At 69.5% G+C, this 18,391-nt stretch carries 20 protein-coding genes and 1 tRNA gene; 11 read left to right on the top strand and 10 right to left on the bottom strand.

Annotated features, from left to right (window positions below; genetic code table 11):
- Positions 1 to 68: 68 nt before the first annotated feature.
- Complete coding sequence (locus ASC70_RS22195) at positions 69 to 1,058, top strand: LacI family DNA-binding transcriptional regulator (protein WP_056055301.1); 990 nt, start codon at positions 69 to 71, stop codon at positions 1,056 to 1,058.
- 5 nt (positions 1,059 to 1,063) lie between these two features.
- Here ASC70_RS22195 and ASC70_RS22190 read toward each other — a convergent pair whose 3' ends face one another.
- From ASC70_RS22190 to gloB, 3 genes are all read right to left on the bottom strand, one after another.
- Positions 1,064 to 1,507 carry a hypothetical protein gene (locus tag ASC70_RS22190; RefSeq protein WP_047411707.1) on the bottom strand — a complete coding sequence of 148 codons (444 nt, stop codon included), beginning with the start codon at positions 1,505 to 1,507 and terminating at the stop codon, positions 1,064 to 1,066.
- 140 nt (positions 1,508 to 1,647) lie between these two features.
- Positions 1,648 to 2,097, bottom strand: coding sequence for a cupin domain-containing protein (locus ASC70_RS22185; RefSeq protein WP_369815111.1), 450 nt, complete (start codon positions 2,095 to 2,097; stop codon positions 1,648 to 1,650).
- Between the two features lie 5 nt (positions 2,098 to 2,102).
- On the bottom strand, positions 2,103 to 2,852 hold the full coding sequence (gloB, locus tag ASC70_RS22180; protein ID WP_056054787.1) for a hydroxyacylglutathione hydrolase: 750 nt from the start codon (positions 2,850 to 2,852) through the stop codon (positions 2,103 to 2,105).
- Positions 2,853 to 2,919: 67 nt separating this feature from the next.
- Here gloB and ASC70_RS22175 point away from each other — a divergent pair, with 67 nt between their 5' ends.
- On the top strand, positions 2,920 to 3,726 hold the full coding sequence (locus tag ASC70_RS22175; protein ID WP_056054785.1) for a class I SAM-dependent methyltransferase: 807 nt from the start codon (positions 2,920 to 2,922) through the stop codon (positions 3,724 to 3,726).
- A gap of 72 nt (positions 3,727 to 3,798) precedes the next feature.
- Positions 3,799 to 4,143 carry a P-II family nitrogen regulator gene (locus ASC70_RS22170; RefSeq protein WP_047411696.1) on the top strand — a complete coding sequence of 115 codons (345 nt, stop codon included), beginning with the start codon at positions 3,799 to 3,801 and terminating at the stop codon, positions 4,141 to 4,143.
- 102 nt (positions 4,144 to 4,245) lie between these two features.
- Here ASC70_RS22170 and ASC70_RS22165 read toward each other — a convergent pair whose 3' ends face one another.
- A complete protein-coding gene (locus ASC70_RS22165) occupies positions 4,246 to 5,823 on the bottom strand; it encodes an MFS transporter (protein ID WP_056054783.1) in 1,578 nt (525 codons plus the stop codon).
- A gap of 92 nt (positions 5,824 to 5,915) precedes the next feature.
- On the opposite strand from ASC70_RS22165, the gene ASC70_RS22160 reads away from it, so the two are divergent.
- Positions 5,916 to 7,427, top strand: a complete 1,512-nt coding sequence (locus ASC70_RS22160; RefSeq protein WP_056054780.1) for a phospholipase D-like domain-containing protein — start codon at positions 5,916 to 5,918, stop codon at positions 7,425 to 7,427.
- Here ASC70_RS22160 and ASC70_RS22155 read toward each other — a convergent pair.
- From ASC70_RS22155 to ASC70_RS22145, 3 genes are read right to left on the bottom strand one after another with little or no spacing between them, the layout of a single operon-like run.
- Positions 7,384 to 8,163 (bottom strand): endonuclease/exonuclease/phosphatase family protein, encoded by a 780-nt coding sequence (locus tag ASC70_RS22155; protein WP_056054779.1) that lies wholly within the window; start codon positions 8,161 to 8,163, stop codon positions 7,384 to 7,386. The genes ASC70_RS22160 and ASC70_RS22155 overlap by 44 nt on opposite strands.
- Entirely contained in the window at positions 8,160 to 8,843 is a 684-nt protein-coding gene (gene metW / locus ASC70_RS22150; protein WP_056054776.1) for a methionine biosynthesis protein MetW, read from the bottom strand. Before metW ends, ASC70_RS22155 begins: the two co-directional genes overlap by 4 nt.
- Positions 8,840 to 10,000, bottom strand: a complete 1,161-nt coding sequence (locus ASC70_RS22145; protein ID WP_056054774.1) for a homoserine O-acetyltransferase — start codon at positions 9,998 to 10,000, stop codon at positions 8,840 to 8,842. The genes metW and ASC70_RS22145 overlap by 4 nt, the downstream gene beginning before the upstream one ends.
- 78 nt (positions 10,001 to 10,078) lie before the next feature.
- Between ASC70_RS22145 and ASC70_RS22140 the strand changes: the two genes are divergently transcribed.
- From ASC70_RS22140 to ASC70_RS22115, 6 genes are read left to right on the top strand one after another with little or no spacing between them, the layout of a single operon-like run.
- Positions 10,079 to 10,591 carry a histidine phosphatase family protein gene (locus tag ASC70_RS22140; protein WP_056055297.1) on the top strand — a complete coding sequence of 171 codons (513 nt, stop codon included), beginning with the start codon at positions 10,079 to 10,081 and terminating at the stop codon, positions 10,589 to 10,591.
- Complete coding sequence (locus ASC70_RS22135; protein ID WP_056054772.1) at positions 10,588 to 10,932, top strand: DUF952 domain-containing protein; 345 nt, start codon at positions 10,588 to 10,590, stop codon at positions 10,930 to 10,932. Before ASC70_RS22140 ends, ASC70_RS22135 begins: the two co-directional genes overlap by 4 nt.
- On the top strand, positions 10,929 to 11,987 hold the full coding sequence (locus tag ASC70_RS22130; protein ID WP_056054769.1) for a quinone-dependent dihydroorotate dehydrogenase: 1,059 nt from the start codon (positions 10,929 to 10,931) through the stop codon (positions 11,985 to 11,987). The genes ASC70_RS22135 and ASC70_RS22130 overlap by 4 nt, the downstream gene beginning before the upstream one ends.
- Positions 11,984 to 12,721, top strand: a complete 738-nt coding sequence (locus tag ASC70_RS22125; RefSeq protein ID WP_056054768.1) for a TVP38/TMEM64 family protein — start codon at positions 11,984 to 11,986, stop codon at positions 12,719 to 12,721. The genes ASC70_RS22130 and ASC70_RS22125 overlap by 4 nt, the downstream gene beginning before the upstream one ends.
- Before the next feature lie 9 nt (positions 12,722 to 12,730).
- Complete coding sequence (locus ASC70_RS22120) at positions 12,731 to 14,221, top strand: HAMP domain-containing sensor histidine kinase (RefSeq protein ID WP_056054764.1); 1,491 nt, start codon at positions 12,731 to 12,733, stop codon at positions 14,219 to 14,221.
- Between the two features lie 11 nt (positions 14,222 to 14,232).
- Positions 14,233 to 14,463, top strand: a complete 231-nt coding sequence (locus ASC70_RS22115) for a hypothetical protein (RefSeq protein WP_056054762.1) — start codon at positions 14,233 to 14,235, stop codon at positions 14,461 to 14,463.
- A 12-nt stretch (positions 14,464 to 14,475) separates the two neighbouring features.
- Here the strand turns inward: ASC70_RS22115 and ggt are convergent, their stop codons facing one another.
- A complete protein-coding gene (ggt, locus tag ASC70_RS22110; protein WP_056054759.1) occupies positions 14,476 to 16,230 on the bottom strand; it encodes a gamma-glutamyltransferase in 1,755 nt (584 codons plus the stop codon).
- 285 nt (positions 16,231 to 16,515) lie between these two features.
- Between ggt and ASC70_RS22105 the strand changes: the two genes are divergently transcribed.
- A tRNA-Arg gene (locus tag ASC70_RS22105) sits at positions 16,516 to 16,592 on the top strand.
- A 188-nt stretch (positions 16,593 to 16,780) separates the two neighbouring features.
- Here the strand turns inward: ASC70_RS22105 and ASC70_RS22100 are convergent.
- Both ASC70_RS22100 and ASC70_RS22095 read right to left on the bottom strand, forming a co-directional pair.
- A complete protein-coding gene (locus ASC70_RS22100) occupies positions 16,781 to 17,407 on the bottom strand; it encodes a glutathione S-transferase family protein (protein WP_056054756.1) in 627 nt (208 codons plus the stop codon).
- 256 nt (positions 17,408 to 17,663) lie between these two features.
- Positions 17,664 to 18,308 carry an O-methyltransferase gene (locus tag ASC70_RS22095; protein ID WP_056055294.1) on the bottom strand — a complete coding sequence of 215 codons (645 nt, stop codon included), beginning with the start codon at positions 18,306 to 18,308 and terminating at the stop codon, positions 17,664 to 17,666.
- Between the last annotated feature and the right edge of the window lie 83 nt (positions 18,309 to 18,391).

Genomic DNA, 18,391 nt, shown 5'->3' with positions numbered 1-18,391 from the left:
CAAGGTTCTATTGTCTCGTCATGGATAACCCCGACATCGTGGAGGCGCCCGAACGCGGGCGCCTGAAGATGGCCGATATCGCCCGGATGGCGGGCGTATCGATCTCGACGGTGTCGCGCGCTCTCGCGGGCAACCCGCTTATCCCCAAGGCTCTGCGCGACCAGATCGTCGAGATCGCCCAGACCCACGGCTATGTCGTCAATCAGTCGGCGCGCAATCTGCGCCTGCGCAAGACCGACACCATCGGCGTCGTCATCCCCGTGGCCCACGAGGCCGGGCAGCTGATCTCGGACCCGTTCTTCCTGGAGATGATCGGCCGCCTGGCGGACGAGATCACCCGCCGCGACTATTCGGTCCTGCTGAACAAGGTAGTCGTCACCGAGGCGGGCTGGCTGGAGCGGATCATCCAGTCGCACCGCGCCGACGGCCTGGTGCTGATTGGCCAGAGCACCCAGCACGCGGCGCTGAACGCGGTCGCCGACGTCTACAAGCCGATGGTGGTCTGGGGCGCTCGACTGCCGGGCCAGCGCTACTGCGCGGTCGGCAGCGACAATGTCGAAGGCGGCCGCCTGGCCGTGGCGCATCTGGTCGGCGCCGGTCGCGCGCGCATCGCTTTCCTCGGCCCGGTCGACGCGCCCGAGGCTGCCCAGCGCTTCGAAGGCTACAAAAAGGGCCTGGCCGAGGCGGGGATCGCCTTTGATCCCGCCCTGGCGGTCCCGACGCCCTACACGCTGGAAGAGGCGCAGCGGACGGTGGCGGCCTTCCTGTCCGCCGGCGTCGCCTTCGACGCCGTGTTCGCCTTTTCGGACGTCGTCGCCCTGGCCGCGATCGGCGCGCTGACCGAGGCGGGCAGGATTGTTCCCGGCGACGTGGCGGTGGTCGGCTTCGACGACATCGTCCTGGCCCGCCACAGCGCGCCGCCCCTGACCACGGTGCGCCAGGACCTGGCGTTCGGCGCGCGGGCGATGGTCGACCTGCTGTTCCGCCGCATGGCCGGCGAGGACGCGGCCTCGACCCTCGCGCCCGTCGAGCTCGTGGTCCGAGGCAGCAGCGTCTAGGCGAACTAGGCCGCCTCGACGCCGATCGTCTTCAATTCCTTGAGGAAGCGGGTCAGGCTGACGTGCGACCGTTTCAGGCCGTGCAGGACCTCGGGCTTGGACAGGGCCGACTGCGGGACGATGAAGCCCTCGCGGCCGATGCGCTGGGCCATGCCCTTTTCCAGCATCTCGACGAAGCGCCGGCGGACGGTTTCGTACGGCAGGCCCAGGGAGTCGGCGACTTGGCGGACGGTCAGCGGCCGGCGTTCGTTGTCCGGCGGAATGTCGTTGACCTCGGAATAGACGCCGCCGCCTCGGATGTGCGAGCAATTGCCCGCCCACAGGGTGGTGAAGACGAGGGCGTAAAGCAGGTCCGAACCGTGGACCTCGTTGGCGATTTCGACCCAGCGTAAAATGTAATCCGTCGCGTAGCGGGTAGCCGCGCGAGCGTTGACGTACTCATCGGACATAGGTGACTCGGTTCCCCTGGTCGCGCGAACAGCGTGACCTGAAAAGGATTGCATGGCTCATCGAACGACGCCATGCGACCAAGTTGCCCACTATGGGTACCCCAATCGGGGAGCTGCGGCAGGTTGACGCGGCTGCCAGATCAGCCGCGCGAGGGGCTCCAGTCGCGCGGCGCCATCTCGAACCCCTCGAACCGGAAGCCCGGCGCCACGGTGCAGCCGACCAGGGTCCAGGCGCCCAGGCCGACGGCGGTCTGCCACCACAGGGTCGGGACGACCACCTGGGGCCGGCAGCCGGCGCGGAGGTCGGGGCTGAGGACATAGCCGGTCGCGCCCGCGCCATCGGGCGGCGACAGGGTCAGCGAAAGCGGCGCGCCGGCGTACCAGTGCCAGGTCTCGACCGCGTCGACCCGGTGCCAGGCCGACATCTGTTCGGCCTCCAGCAGATAGTAGATGCAGGTCGAGGCCGGGCGGCCGTCGGCTCCGGGCGCGTCCTGAAAAGTCTGGCGATACCAGCCGCCCTCGGGATGCGGCTGAAGATCCAGCATCCGGACAATTTCCTTGGCGCCCAGGTCGCCGGCGATACCGTTCACGCTGCTCATCCCTTGAAGCTGTCCTTGGCGGCCCGGATCTCGGCGAAGGCCAGGGCGGGCGAGGCGGCGCCGGGCCGCAGCAGCGGCGCGCGCAAGAACGGATTGGTGGCCTTCTCGGCCGCGATGGTGGTCGGCACGGTCGGCTCGCCGCGCGCGCGGGCCGCGAACACCGCCTCGGCCCGCGCTTGCAGGGCCGGGTCGTCGTCGACCGACAGGGCGAAACGGGCATTCGAGGCCGTATATTCGTGGGCGCAATAGACGGTGGTGTCGTCCGGCAGGTCCGTGACCCGCGCCAGCGAGTCCCACATCTGCTCGGGCGTGCCCTCGAACAGTCGCCCGCAGCCCAGGGCGAACAGGGTGTCGCCGACGAAGGCGATGTGGTCGGCCGCGTCGTGATAGGCGATGTGGCCCAGGGTGTGGCCGCCGACGTCGATCACCGCGAACCGCGTCTCGCCCAGCATCACCATGTCACCGCCGCGCACGACCCGATCGAGGGGCGCGATGCGGGTCACTTCGGCCGGGCCGGTGATCGTCGCACCCGTGGTTTTCTTCAGCGCCTCGTTGCCGCCCGCATGGTCCGGGTGCCAGTGGGTGTTGAGGATCAGGTCCAGGCTCCAGCCCAGCTTGGCCAGCTGCGCGAGGATGGCGTCGGCGTCAGGGGTGTCGATGGTCGCGACCTTGCCGGTGGCTTCGTCGCGCGCGAGGAAGCCGTAGTTGTCGGACAGGCACGGGAACTGATGAACGGTCAGGGCCATGGGCGCTTGCTCTATCGCGCCGACGCCGACGCGAATACAAGGATGGCCTCTGCGCCCGGGAGACTCAATGCGCCGCGACGTGCTGGACTTGAGAGCCTTCTACGCCGCCCCCTTGGGCCGCGCGGCGAGGACCATGCTGACCCGCAAGGTCGAGGAGGCCTGGGGCGACACCCGGGGGCTCGACGTGCTGGGTGTCGGCTACGCCACGCCCTTCCTCGATGCGGCCCGGACCAACGCCCGACGCGTCGTGGCCGCCATGCCCGCCCAGCAGGGGGTGGAGGTCTGGCCGCACGGCGGCCGCAACCAGGCCTGCCTGGTCGAGGAGACGGCCCTGCCTCTGCCGAACGCCATGTTCGACCGTGTCCTGGCCGTCCATGCCCTGGAAGAAGCCGACGATCCCGCCGCCCTGCTGGCCGAGATTGGCCGGGTGATGGCCCCCACCGGCCGGCTGATCGTGGCGGCTTCTTCGCGCGACGGGGTCTGGACCGGGGCGGAGCGTACGCCGTTCGGCCACGGCCGCCCCTATAGCCGCAGCCAGCTGGAGAGCCTGATCCGCGAGGCGGGCCTGGAGCCGGCCGGCTGGACCCGCGCCCTCTATGTCCCGCCCGTCGGAGCCATGGCCAGCTGGGCCGAAGGGTTCGAACAGGTCGGGGCGCGCCTGTGGCCGCGCTTCGCCGGAATCATCCTGATGGAGGCGATCAAGCAGACCTTCGCGGTCAAGCCGCGCGGCCATCGGGCCCGGGCGCGGGTGTTCGCGCCAGGCGTTCTGCTGCCCAGTCCCGCGGGTCCGACCCCTGCGCGCCACACCGGCGGGCGGCCTATTCCCGTTCAAAAGGCGCCCGTTCCTCAGGCGCCGAGCGGTCGAGACCGCTGATCTGACTTGGAGCGAAGCGTTTCGACGCCTAGCTTGGAGTCGCAACAACCGTTCGCTCCTGGGAGCCGCGCCATGAAGATGATCGTCGCCGTGATTAAGCCGAGCCGCCTCGACGCGGTGCTCGAAGCGGTCACCGAGGCGGGGGCGTCAGGGTTGACGGTCACCGAGGTCCGCGGCTACGGCCGCCAGAAGGGCAAGACCGAGGTCTATCGCGGCGCCGAGTACGAGGTGAAGCTGCTGCCGAAGGTCAAGCTGGAGATCGCCGTGCCGACCGACGTGCTCGAGCCCGTCATCGAGGCCCTGCAGCGCACCGCCAACACCGGCAAGATCGGCGACGGCAAGGTCTTCGTCCTGGACCTGGAACAGGCCCTGCGGATCCGCACCGGCGAACGCGACGCCGCGGCGATCGCGGGCTGACCTCAGAAACTGTCATCCCGGCCAAGCGCGAAGCGCGCAGAGCCGGGACCGCAGAAAACGCCCGCGCTTGCCGCGATCCCGGGTCTTCGCCCGGGAAGACAACTATTTTTCGAGTTCCCGCAGATCCCGTCCGCGCGTCTCGGCGCCGAAGCGCGCCGTCAGCAGCGCGGCGATGGCCAGCGGGATGATGATCACCAGCGCGGCCACCTTCAGGGCCGGCACCGCGCCCAGGATGCCGAGCAGCTGGGCGATCAGGCCGCCGGACTTGCTGCAGGCGGCGATCCAGCCGGTGGCCCGGCCCCGGACCCGCAGCGGATAACTCTCGGCGGCGTAGGGCAGCAGGATGGCCAGCAGGCCGTTGGTGCCGATGATCATCAGGGCCACCGGCAGGATCGGGCTGGCGCCGTTCTCGATGGTCAGCACGCCCGCCACGCCGATGGCGCTGACCACCATCGTGCCGACCAGCGACCACTTCGTGCTCCAGCGGCTGTAGAGGAAGGCGCAGACGAACACCGTCGGGAAGGCGATCAGGGCCGACTTGGCCAGCAGCTGGCTGGAGACGCCCATGCTGTAGCCCTTGGACACCAGCTCGGCCGGCAGCCACAGCAGCAGGCCGAAGTTCACCAGCCCCCAGGCGACCGCCGCGATGCTCAGCGCCGTGGTCATGCCGGCGAACCGCCGCTCGATCGGCGGGGCGGTCAGGACGTGGTGGTGATGGTCGGCGGCTTCGGCCGGGGTCTCGTCGCGCTCGCGCACCACCGAGCCGAACCGCTTCATGATCGCGTGGGCGGCGTCGATCCGGCCGATGGTCAACAGGAACTTGGCCGACTCGGGGATCGCGCCGGACAGGGCGATCAGGATCAGGCCGGTCGGCAGGTTCAGGAACCACATGATCCGCCAGCCGAACTCGGGCTGCAGCAGCGCCGAGAGGCCCGACGAGGCCAGATAGCCGCCCACCGCGCCCAGGCCGCCGACCAGCACCAGGCTCCAGCCGCGATGCTTGGACGGCATGGTCTCGGCCAGCAGGGCGTAGACCACGGGCAGCAGGCCGCCGGCGGCCGCGCCCATCATGAAGCACATGCCGACGTTCCACCAGAAATCGGGCATGGCCCCGCAGATCGAGGTGCCGACGAACATCACCGCCGACAGCAGGATGGAGGCCCGGCGGCCGAAGATGTCGGCCAGAATCCCCCAGATGATCGAGCCGGTCACCGTGCCCGTCAGGGCCGCGAACGGCAGCCAGGCGACCATGGCCTTGGAGACTTCGTATTCCTTGATCATGCCCGGCACCACGAAACCCAGGCTGGCCGGCTTCATGATGTCGATGATCAGGGCCACCACCAGGGTGACCATCAGGCCCCAGTGGGCGCGCGACAGCGGCGCGTCCTCGGGTGGGGTGACATCCACCGTGTGGTGGTCATGGCTATGGTCGTGCCCGCGACGAGGCAGCAGGCCCCAGCCGGCCAGGGCGCAACCGGGCGGGATGATCAGCATGCCGATCGTCATCCCCAGGTCCATCGGCATGCCCGCCAGCCGGTAGCCGATGTCGGCGCCCATCAGGTACATCGGCAGGTGCAGCAGCACGCCGGCCGTGACCACCAGACAGCCCAGCCAGAACGCCCACAGCCTCTGTCGGTCGGACAGGACGTGCGGCGCTTTTGACGGATCGATCGCGGTCATGGCTGTTAGGCTCTTGTTTCTAGGGACGTGACCCCGAAGCGGAGCCATAACACGGGTCCGCGCGTTGTCGCATCTCACGGCTTTGGGGTGACATGAGTCCGAATTCTTCCGTCTTTCAACCAGGCTACAACTGCTGGCGGGTCGAGCCCGCGGACCGCGTGGCCCTGTTCATCGACAACGACGAGGCGTTCGACGCGCTGAAGCCCCTGATCCTGGCCGCCAAGAAGTCGATCTGGATCCTGGCCTGGGTGTTCGACCCGCTGACCCGGCTCGACCCCGACCGGGTGAGGAAGAGCCGCGACCCCACCCATGCCGACCGCATCGGCCTGATCCTGCGGCGCCAGGCGGCGCTGAACCCGGCGCTGGACGTGCGGGTGCTGACCTGGGACATGCCCTTTCCCATTGCTGCTTCGCAGCTTTTCGGGCCCCACCGCGGCGCGGCCTTCTTCGCCGGCTCGCGGGTCAAGTACCGGCTGGACGCCACCTTGCCGGCCAGCGCCTGCCATCATCAGAAGGCGGTGATCATCGACGGTGTCAGCGCCTTCGTCAGCGGCGGCGACATCGGCGTCGACCGTTGGGACGACACCCGGCACCTGGACAACAATCCGCTGCGCCGCCTGCCGACCGGCCGTCACTATCCGCCCCGGCACGAGGTCTCGATGCTGGTCGACGGCCGGGCGGGCGAGGCCATGGCCGACCTCTTCGTCGACCGCTGGCGGGCCTCGGGCGGCGATCCGATCGAGCGTCCGGAACGCCCCGAGGAAACGCCTTGGCCGGAGGACCTGCTGCCGGACCTGCGCCGCACGCCGATCGCCATCGCCCGCACCTCGGCCGAATGGCAGGGGCGGCCCGAGATCACCGAATGCATGCTGCTGCACCTGTCGGCCATCCAGCAGGCGCGACGGCTGATCTATCTGGAGAACCAGTACCTGACTTCGCCGATTATCGTCGAAGCCCTGGCCGAACGCCTGGCCGAGCCCGACGGTCCCGAGGTGGTGACGATCGGCCCGGCCCGCAGTCCCAGCTATTTCGACCAGATGACCATGGACAGCGCCCGCACGGCGGCGATCAACCGCCTGCGCGAGGTCGACCTCTACAAGCGCTTCGCCGCCTTCTCAGCCCATACGCCCAAGGGCGCGCCGATCATCGTCCACTCCAAGGTGGCGATCATGGACGACTGGCTGCTGCGGATCGGCTCGGCCAATCTGAACAACCGCTCGATCGGCCTCGACAGCGAGTGCGACCTGGCCTTTGAGGGCCATTCGGACCTCGAGCGCGAGACGATCCGCGCCTTCCTGGGCCGGCTGGTCGGTCACTTCCTGGATCGCTCGACCGCCGACGTGCTCGAGGCGATGGAACGAGAGGGCGGCCTCGCCGCGGCGATCAACGCCCTGGACGTGCGGGGCGGTCCGCCGCGCCGGCTGCAGCCGGTGCCGACGCGCAAGCTGACCGGGGTTCAGCAGTTCATCGCCGACTGGAGCCTCGGCGACGCCATCGCGCCGGACGACGCCTGGCGACCCTGGGGCCGCCGAACCCGCCTGCGACGCGACATCGCCCGGCTCACCGCGCCGCCGCCGACGCCTCCGGAGCGGTTTCAGCCGTGATCTCCAGGTCTACGACCAGCGGCAGATGGTCCGAGGCGACGCGGGCTCGCCCGTCATAGGGCGAGCTGACGCCGCGCGTCTCCAGGCCCTTGGTCAGGAAGACGTGGTCGATCCGCATGAACGGGAAGCTGGACGGGAAGGTCGCCGTCGCCGGGCGCGGCCAGGTCGGGCTGGGGGCCTGGGCGTCGCGCAGGGCCGTGCGCAGCATCCTGTAGGTCGCCGAATAGGGCGTGGCGTTGAAGTCGCCCAGCACCACGCCCGGCGCCAGCCAGCCGTCGGCGCCCATCCAGTCGGGGCCCAGCAGGGCCGCGGCCTGGCGCTTCTGCTCCTGGGGCACCAGGCCCAGGTGGGTGTTGATGATCTGGACCTTGGTCCCGCCGACCTCGACCTCGACCCACAGGGCGCCGCGCGGCTCTAGGCCGGGCACCCGGCGATACAACGGCAGGCCCTTGGCCTTGATGCGTCGTTCGGGCAGCGCCGTCAGGATGGCGTCGCCATAGAGTTCCTCTTCCACCGTCATGGCCGGATGGAAGTGGAAGCTCATCTTCAGCAGCTCGGCGAGGCGGTGGGCCTGGTCGACGCCCTTGGTCCGGGCCCGGCGGACGTCCAGTTCCTGCAGGGCCACGACGTCCGGCCGTTCGGCCGCGATGACCTCCGCCACACGCTCGACATCGAGCCTGCGGTCCGTGCCCACGCAACGGTGGACGTTGTAGGTCATCAGACGAAGTGTCTTCATCCGTCGAAGAGATCGCCCGAGCCGGGCGGAAGTTCCCCCCCGCCAAGTTTTTGGGTTGGCGCCAGACCGTTGCGGCTGAGCATGAACAGGCAGCTTTCTGCGCGCCAATTCTCCAGCGTGCTGGCCGGATTCATCGACCGCGCCGGACCCTGGCCGGCGAAGGCGGCGCAGGCGTCGACGCGCAGATTGAGGTCGGCCGTCAGGGCCAGGAAATCGGCCAGGGTGCAGAGGTGGATGTTCGGAGTCGACCACCACGGCATCGGCAGGGCCTTGGTCTCGGGCATCCGGCCGCGGCTGAGCAGCGACCAGCGCACCCGCCAGTGGCCGAAGTTCGGGAACGAGACGATGGCCCGGTCGGCGATGCGCAGCAGCTCGTCCAGCACGTGGCGCGGATTGCGCGTCGCCTGCAGGGTCTGGGACAGCACCGCGTAGTCGAACGAGCGGTCGGGGAAGTGGTCGAGGTCCTGGTCGGCGTCGCCCTGCACCACCGACAGGCCGCGCGCCATGCAGGCGGCGACGCCGCTGGCGCTGATCTCCAGCCCTCGGCCGTCGACCTGCTTTTCATGTCCCAGCAGGTCCAGCAGCGCACCCTCGCCGCAGCCGACATCCAGCACGCGCGAGCCGGGCCGCACCAGGCGCAGGATCTCGCGGAAGTCCTCGCGGATGGTCGCGTTCGTCACGTCAGTCCCCGGTCGCGCTCGGCCGAGCTCAGGAAGCCGGCCAGGGCCGAGTCCATCACCGGCTCGTCCAGCAGGAAGGCGTCGTGGCCCTTGTCGCTCTCGATCTCGGCGAAGGCCGCGCGGGCCCCGGCGGCGGTCAGGGCGCGGACCAGGTGGCGGCCTTCGGCGGTGGGATACAGCCAGTCGCTGGTGAAGCTGAGCACGCAGAAGCGCACGTCGCGCGCCCCGGTGAAGGCCTTGGCCAGCACCCCGCCATGGCCGGCGGCGATGTCGAAATAGTCGGTGGCCCGGGTGATGTAGAGATAGCTGTTGGCGTCGAACCGGTCGACGAAGCTGGCCCCCTGGTGGCGCAGATAGCTTTCGACCTGGAAGTCGGCGTCGAAGCCCCACGACAGACCGTCGCGCTTCAGCTCGCGGCCGAACTTCCGCTGCAGGGCCGGTTCCGACAGATAGGTGATGTGAGCGGCCATCCGCGCCACGGCCAGACCCTTTTCGGGCCGCACGCCATGGTCGGCATAGGCGCCGCCGCGCCAGTCCGGGTCGGCCATGATCGCCTGGCGGCCTACCTCGTGGAACGCGATGTTCTGGGCCGAGTGGCGCGAGGCCGAGGCCAGGATCACGGCGCTGAACAGGCGCTCGGGATAGTCCACCGCCCATTGCTGGGCCTGCATGCCGCCCATCGAGCCGCCGATCACGGCGAACAGGGTCTCGATGCCCAGCGCCTTCACCAGCATGGCCTGGGCGCGGACCATGTCGGGAATGGTGATCACCGGGAACGACAGGCCGTAGGGCTTGCCGGTGATCGGATTGGTCGAGGCCGGGCCGGTCGAGCCCATGCAGCCGCCGATCACGTTCGAGCAGATGATGAAGTGCCGCTCGGGATCCAGCGGCTTGCCGGGGCCGATCATCCGCAGCCACCAGCCGGGCTTGCCCGTCGTCGGGTGCGGCGAGGCGACATATTGGTCGCCGGTCAGGGCATGGCAGATTAGGACGGCGTTGGACTTGTCGGCGTTCAGGGTCCCGTAGGTCTGATAGCCGATCTCCAGGCCCTCGATCACACCGCCGGAATCGAGCCGCAGGGGTTCGTTGGCGGGAAATCGCCAGGTTCCCCCACCGATGGGCGTGTCGGCGAGCGTGAGCAAATCGAGCGCAGCCATGCCGCCTTGGAGCGCTTGGCGAAGAAGGTGTCAACCGCCCGCTTCCTGACAAGGCGACGGACGGCTATGGAGGACGCCATGGAGCGACTGATCCTGATGCGCCACGGCAAGGCCGAGCGGCACGCCGCCAGCGGCGGCGACTTCGAGCGCGCCCTAGCCGACAGCGGCCGGGCGGACGCCGCCGTCATGGGCAAGATGCTGGCCGGCCTGGGCCTGATCCCCGACCTGATGCTGGCCTCCTCGGCCCGGCGCACCCGCGAAACGGCCGAGCAGGCCGCCGCCAGCTTCCCCAAGGCGCGGGTCGAGCTCTCGCGCGACCTCTATCACGCCGATCCGGAAGAGATCGTCCAGGCGCTGGAGGACGAGGGCGACGCGGCCGCGACGGTCATGGTGGTCGGTCACAATCCCGGCATGCACGAGCTGGCCCTGCGTCTGGCCGTCCAGGGCGGCGCCTCGCCGATCCAGACCAACAAGCTGCGCGCCCGCTTCCCGACCGCGACGGTGGTGGTGTTCCGCTGGGGCGGCGGCGGCCCCCCGGTGCTGGAACATCTGTGCTACGCCAACGAGAACGGCGGAGCCGGCGGCGAATGACCCTGATCTACAAGATCCTGTCCCGCGCCGAGTGGGAGGCCGCCAAGGCCGCCGGCCAGTTCGAGGGCTCGGCCGTCGATCTTCAGGACGGCTTCATCCACCTGTCGGCCGCCGACCAGGCCCAGGAGACCGCCGCCAAGTGGTTCAAGGGCCAGACCGGACTCGTCCTGCTGGGCGTCGAGGCCGAGAGCCTGGGCCAGGACCTCAAGTGGGAAGCCTCGCGCGGCGGCGCGCTGTTCCCGCATCTCTATCGTCCGCTGCTGGTCGGCGAAGTGTTGAGCCAGGCCGATCTCGAACTGGACGCCGACGGCGTGCCGCAGCTGGGCGTTCTTTCCATATGAGCCTTCACGATCTCGCCGCCCGTGCGCTGCACGCCTTCGATCCCGAGGACGCGCACGGCCTGGCCATCCGGGGCTTGAAGCTGGGCCTGGGTCCCCGCGACGGCGGTCCGGACGATCCGATCCTGGCTGTGAGGCTCGCGGGCCTTGATTTGCCCAACTGCGTGGGCTTGGCCGCCGGCTTCGACAAGAACGCCGAGGTCCCGGACGCCATGCTGGACGCCGGCTTCGGCTTCGTCGAGGCGGGCACGGTCACGCCCCTGGCCCAGGCCGGCAATCCGCGTCCGCGCCTGTTCCGCCTGACCCAGGACCAGGCGGTGATCAACCGCATGGGCTTCAACAATGGCGGCCTGGATCCCTTCGCCCGACGCCTGGCGACGCGCCAGGGCAAGGGCGGCGTCGTCGGCGCCAATATCGGGGCCAACAAGGACGCCGGCGACCGGATCGAGGACTACGTGGTCGGCCTGACCCGGCTGTGGGGCCTGTCGGACTATTTTACCGCCAACATCTCCTCGCCCAACACGCCCGGCCTGCGGGCCCTGCAGACCAAGGCCGCGCTGGAAGAGCTGCTGGGCCGGCTGTCCGAGGCCCGCGCGGCGATGAAGGTCTCCACCGGCCGCGACTATCCGATCTTCCTGAAGGTGGCGCCGGATCTCGAGGACGGCGAGGTCGAGGCGATCGTCGAGACCGTGGTCGGTGCGGGCCTGGACGCCATCATCGTCAGCAACACCACCATCGCTCGTCCCGAGAGCCTGAAATCGGGTCAGGCGCGCGAGAGCGGCGGCCTGTCGGGCGCGCCGCTGCTGGCGCCGTCGACGGTGGTGCTGAGCCGCTTCCACGCCGCCGCCGCCGGCCGCGTGGCCCTGGTCGGGGCCGGCGGGATCGCCAGCGGCGCGGACGCCTACGCCAAGATCCGCGCCGGCGCGCGGGCGGTGCAGCTCTATTCGGCCCTGGTCTATGGCGGCCCGGGCCTGGTGACCCGGATCAAGCGCGACCTGGCCGCGCGCCTGCGGGCCGACGGCTTCACCGCGGTCGAGGACGCGGTCGGCGCGCCATGACCCGTGAGCGCGTCCTGACGCTGCTGCGCCGTTTCGGGCCGCTGGCGGTCATCGTCATCCTGTTCGTGGCCGCCTTGGCCAGCGGCGTGGCCGACCACATCTCGCTGGAGGAGCTGCGCGCGCGGGGCAGCCAGCTACAGAGGTTCGCCCACAACCGTCCGCTGCTGTGCGCGGCGATCTACTTGGCGATCTATGTCGGCACGGTCGCCGTCTCGCTGCCAGGCGCGCTGATCCTGTCCCTGACCGGCGGCTTCCTGTTCGGCCCGATCGGCGGCGGGTTCGCGGCCGTGACCGGCGCCACCGGCGGCTCCACCGTGATCTATCTGGTCTTCCGCACCGCGTTCGGGGACATCCTGCGCCGCAAGCCGGGCGCCTTCCTGGCCAGGGTCGAGGAAGGCTTCAAGGGCGACGCCTTCAACTACCTGCTGACCCTGCGCCTGATCCCCGCCTTTCCGCTGCTGATCGTCAATGTCGCGGCCGGGCTGATGAACATTCGCGTTCGCACCTTCGTGCTCGCCTCGTTGCTGGGCATGATCCCGAGCTCTTTCGTCTATGCCGGGATCGGCGCGGGACTTGGCCATATCTTCGCGCAAGGTGGGCCGGTGACGCTGGAAACCCTCTTCTCGCCGCGAATCTATCTTCCCATCATCGGCATGGGCGTTCTGGCCTTTCTGCCGCCGTTGTGGCGCCATTGGCGCAAAGGGCGCGGAGCCGCGCCGCTGGACGAGAAGTAGCCGCCCCGAATGGTCGAAACGGTTTCGCCGTCGGAGACTGAGCCCGCCCCGCCCCGGAAGCGATTTCCGTGGCCCGGCGGCCTGTCGGCGCGCCTGCTGCTGTTCACCGCCATCGTCGTCACCCTGGGCGGCCTGCTGGTCTTGCCGCCGACCTTGGCCGACTACGAGCGGCAGTGGCTGCTGGACCGGGTGCGCGCGGGCGAGCTGGCCTCGACCATCGCCGAGTCCGATCCGAACCTGCGGGTCAGCGACGCGGTCGCCAACCAGATGTTCGACCAGGCCGGGGCCGTCACGGTCGCGGTGCAGGCCGAGGGGGCGCGGCGCCTCGTTCTGCCGCCCAAGCAGCCGTTCGAGACGCCCTATCTGGTCGACCTGCGCCGCCAGAATCCGGGCTCGTGGCTGGCCGCCCCCTACTTCACCCTGACCAGCCCCAAGGGCAGCATGGTCCGGGTGATGGCCGAGCCGCGCTTCCGGAAGGCCGAGTTCGTCGAGGTCGTGCTGCCCGACGCTCCTCTGAAGGCGTTGCTGGTCACCTATTTCTGGCGGCTCACCGGGATCACCGTCTTCGTCGCGGCCCTGGCCGGCCTGTTCGTCTACGCCTTCCTGAACATCTTCCTGGTCCGCCCGATGCAGCGGATCACCCGGGCCATGGAGGCCTTCCGGGGCGACCCCGACGACCCGGCCGCCCGCATCACCGTATCCAAGCGTCGCGACGAGATCGGCCGCGCCGAGCTTGAGCTGGACCGGATGCAGACCGATCTGCTGACCGCCCTGGCCTCCAAGGCCCGCCTGGCCGCCCTGGGCGAGGCGGTGGCCAAGATCAATCACGACCTGCGCAACATGCTGACCAGCGCCCAGATGGCCTCGGACCGCCTGGCGGCCCTGGGCGACCCCAAGGTGGCCCAGGCCTTGCCGCGCCTCGAGCGAGCCCTCGACCGGGCCATCACCCTGGCCTCGGACGTCATGGCCTACGGCAAGTCAAAGGAGCCGGAGCCCGTCGTGCGGCCGATGTCGCTACGCCCCGCCCTGGACATGGCCGCCGAGGACGCCGGCCTGACGCCGCAGGGCGTGGGCCTGGAGACGGTGATCGACCCGCGCGAGCAGGTGCTGGCCGATCCAGACCAACTGCACCGCATCCTCACCAACCTGCTGCGCAACGCCCGCGAGGCGATCGAGGGCGCGCCCGACCGAGGCGGCAAGGGCAAGGTGTTCGTCGAGCTGCGCCGCGCCGACGGCATGAGCATCCTGCGCCTGTCCGACGACGGTCCCGGCGTGCCGGAACGGGCCCGCGCCAACCTGTTCCAGCCGTTCGTCGGCTCGGTGCGGCGCGGCGGCACGGGCCTGGGCCTGGCCATCGCCCGCGAGCTGGCCCAAGGTCACGGCGGCGATCTGGCCCTGGTGGAAACCGGTCCGGGGGGCTCGGTGTTCGATCTGACGCTGGCGGGCGTTCCGGATCCGCTGCCGGACCCGGACGACCGGACCGGCGCGTCCGCAGCCTAGGAGATAGTCCGATGACGACGACCTGGACCATCGCGGTGAAGATCGGCGCGTCTCCGAACAGCGCTCCGATCCACGAGATCACCGTCGAGGCGGTCGACGCGCCCACCGCCCTGCGCCGCGTGGCGGCGATGGTCGCGGTGCAGGAGGCGGCCGACGCTGAACTGCTGATCGACGGCCAGGAGGAGGTCTTCTCCCGCGCCGAGGTCGAGGCGGGCCTGGAAGAGCACCAAGCCCGAACCTAGAGCGCGAAGACCCTAGAGCCCCTTGGCCACGCCCTCGCGGCGCGGATCGGCGCCGCCTTCCAGCATGCCGCCCGGACGCACGATCACGCCCTGCAGGCCCGAGGTCTCCAACTGGCCGACCTTGACCGGCACGCCGTGCGCGTTCAGCGCCGCCAGCATTGCCGGGCCGAACAGGTCGGCGTCGCCCGAGAACATGTCGCCCCGCGCCACGATGTTGGGCAGCGACACGGCCTGCTGCACGTTGAGGCCCCAGTAGAACAGCCCGACCATGGCCTTCAGATTGTAGGACAGGATGGCGTTGCCGCCCGGCGAGCCGACGGCGGCGACGAACTTGCCCTTCTTGTCGAGCACGATGGTCGGAGCCATCGACGAACGGGGGCGCTTGCCCCCGGCCACGGCGTTGGCCGCCGGCGCGCCGTCCTTCTCCTTCGGCGAGAACGAGAAGTCCGTCATCTGATTGTTCAGGAAGAAGCCGCCGACCATGCGGCCCGAGCCGAAGATGCTCTCGACCGTGGTGGTCATCGAGACGACATTGCCCTGCGGGTCGACGACGACCAGGTGGGTGGTGCCGCCGGGCTCCTTGGTCATGTCGACGCCGGCCTTGGGCGCGCCCGGCGGACGGCCGAACGGCGGGGCCGCGCCGGCGGTCGGGGTGATCAGCTTGGCGCGCCGGGCGACGTATTTCGGGTCCAGCAGGCCCTTCACCGGCACCGTCACGTATGACGGATCGCCCACATAGCGGTCGCGGTCGGCGTACATGACCCGTTCGGCCTGGGCCAGCAGGGTCCAGGCGACCGGATCGGTCGGGCCGCGCTTGCCGATGTCGGTGTGCTCCAGCATCTGCAGCGCCTGGATCACCGCCAGACCGCTGGACTGCGGGTTGGGCACGCAGACGCTGTAGACCTTCCAAGGACGGCACAGGGCGGCGGCCGAGCGCGGCCGGTAGGTCTTGAGGTCCTGCAGGGACATGGCGCCGGCCAGTTCGCCCTCGTGCACGCGATCGACGATCGCCTGGGCCAGCGGGCCTTCGTACAGGGCCGACGGGCCCTCGGCGGCGATCCGGCGCACTGTCTCGGCATAGGCCGGGTTCTTCAGCACGTCGCCGGCCTGGTAGCGGCCGCCGTCCGGCTTGGTGAAGTACTTCACCGCGTCGGGCGCGGACGCCTGCGGCGCGCGGCTGGCGATCATGCCGGCCAGGCGCGGGCTGACCACGAAGCCGTCGGCGGCCAGCTTTTCGGCGTCGCTGAACAGGGCGCTCCAGGCGATCTTGCCGTGTTCCTTCTGGGCCTGGGCCAGCATGGCCACCGCGCCCGGCACGCCGGTGGCGCGGCCGGATAGCACCGCCCGCACGAAGGGCAAGGGCTTGCCGTCGGGGGCCAGGAACATGTCCGGTCCCGCGCCGGCGGGCGCCGTCTCGCGGCCGTCATAGGCCGTCACCTTGCCGGTCTTGGCGTCGTAGAACACCAGGAACGCGCCGCCGCCCAGCCCCGAGCTCTGCGGCTCCACCAGGCCCAGCACCGCCTGGATGGCCACGGCGGCGTCGACCGCGCCGCCGCCCTCGCGCAACACGCGCAAGCCCGCCTCGACCGCCAATGGATTGGCGGCGGCGACCATGCCCTTCGCCTGGGGGGAGGTGGTCGGCGCCTTGGGCGTGGGCATGCCCAGCGGAATCGACTCGGCCCGGATCGACTCGGCTTGGGCGGCGACCGGAGACAGCGTCAGTTGCAGCGCGGCGGACAAGGCGAGCAGGGAAACGAAACGACGCATACGGATCCTCATGACGAACGCTGGCGCGTGACGGACAGGCTCCAAGCGCGGCCTGCCCGCCGTCTCGGAAGCCTTCATGGACACCAATAGAGCGGCGCTGTCACGCCTGGATAGACCGCGAAAAGCGCGATCGATCCCGTTGAACCTTCACCAGGCGCCAGCGCGCGCGAGATTGCGCGCGAGGCTGAACGCCGTTGCGCGAAACTTTTCGAGATTATCCGGCGAACCGGGCTTGCGTCCCCGGAATGAACCGGCTATCTCCCCCGCCTCGCCGCAAGGCAGTGCGCGCCCGTAGCTCAGCTGGATAGAGCATCAGACTACGAATCTGAGGGTCGGACGTTCGAATCGTTCCGGGCGCGCCATTTTCTTCAATCACTTAGCCGAATTCGGCTTCGCCGATCTCCGTTCCAGGACGGTGTTTTGGATGATGGTCGCGGTTTTTCTCGCGCCAAGCCGCGGGCTCGTGCGTCCGGAAAATCGAGCGAGCGCTAGTCGCCTGCCAATCGCCATTCGCCCGCGGGAGCTGCTCCGGCGGCGGGGCGGACGAGGGTTAGGCGTTCACCCCTTCGTGTGAACGCGCCATGGCGCGCTTATAGGCGTCGCGGCCCATGGTGCGGGCGAGGTAGGCCTGTTCGACGTCGCCGAGGGTGATGCCGCAGTTCCGTTGGCCCAGGTTCAGGGCGTAGGTCACCGAGATGTCGGCGGCGGTGAAAGCCTCGCCGGCGAGATAGGGCGAGCGGGCAAGCCGTTGGCTGACCAGCTTCAGCCGTTTCTGGAACGACCGCAGACACCAGCTCGCGCCCCAGTTCTCCCGCTCGGCCTCGGGCGCGATGAAGCGGCTGACGACGACGGGCATCATCAGGGTGGCGAGGCCGGCTTCGCCCAGGTGCAGAAACTGCTGATAGGCGGGAAAGGTCGGATCGTTCGGCGCGGGCGCCAGCGGCGTCGGCCCGTAGCGGGCCATCAGGTACTCCATGATCGCGATCGACTCGACCATGACCACGTCGCCGTCCTCGATCGCCGGGATGTAGTCGGCGGGGTTGATCGCCAGGAACTCGGGGTCCTGCTCGGCGGCCAGCATGTCCACCTGCCGCACGCGGTAGGGCAGGCCCATCTCTTCCAGCACCCAGACGACCCGGATCGATCGCGAGGTCTGTCCGCCCCACACGGTAATCATGCGCCGGCCCTTTCCTGGCGTGACCGAGGATCGACCGTAGCGAACCTCATATGACCCTGGCGCTCCAGGCATAGGCGAAACCTAGCTTCAGTCAGGTTCGCTTTCCACCCTTTGCCGCCGGTCGTTTGGCTCGCTAAATCGCCGGCGGCCGCCAATTTTCCAAATCGCGTTGAAGAGGCTCCGTCCCACGAACGGAGCCCCATGAATTCAGACATCTCATTCTTCGAGAATCCTGGATGTCGATCCGACCTGGGGGCTACAGCCGCATCGACAGCTCGACGTCCTCGCCGAACGGGACCGACAAATAGCCCGCGTCCGTTGAGCGCACGCGCGCCAGGTATTCGGGCGCATAGTCGGCGTTGTCGGCGACGATCAGCGCGCCGGGCCGCAGGCGGCTCTCCAGCAGGGCCAGGATCTCGGGATAGAGCGCCTTGGCGCCGTCCAGCAGGACAAGGTCGATCGTCTCGGGCAGGTCGACGGCCAGGGTCTGCAGCGCGTCACCCAGGCGGATCTCGACCAGGTCCGACACGCCGCCGGCCATCAGGTGCTCCTGGGCGCGTTCGGCCTTGGACGGCTCGAACTCCGTCGTGATCAGATGGCCGCCGCCATTGTCGCGCAGGGCCGCGGCCAGGTGCAGGGTCGAGATGCCGAACGAGGTCCCGAACTCGACGATCGTCCGTGCGCCACAGCCGCGCGCCAGCATGTAGAGCAGCGCGCCGGTCTCGCGCGACACCGCCAGCGGGAACTCCTTCAGGTGGCCATAAAGGTCGAGGTATTCGGTCTTGCTGCGCATCAGGCGATCGCGTTCGGCGGCGGGAACGCCGGAGAAGACGGGGCGGGCCGTGTCGCTGAGCGTGAACAGGCGGTCCAGCAGCGGCGCCAGCTTTGTCAGGGTAGTCATCAGGGTCTCCAAGACGCGTCATTGCGCCCGGCTCAGAAATGCGACTAATTCGTCAGGTTTCCTATTCGCATTGCCCCAAACGT

The organism is Caulobacter sp. Root343, from assembly GCF_001425745.1.
Lineage (GTDB): Bacteria > Pseudomonadota > Alphaproteobacteria > Caulobacterales > Caulobacteraceae > Caulobacter.
Note: the sequence above shows the minus strand (reverse complement) of the source record. Positions and strands in the feature narration are given on the sequence as shown.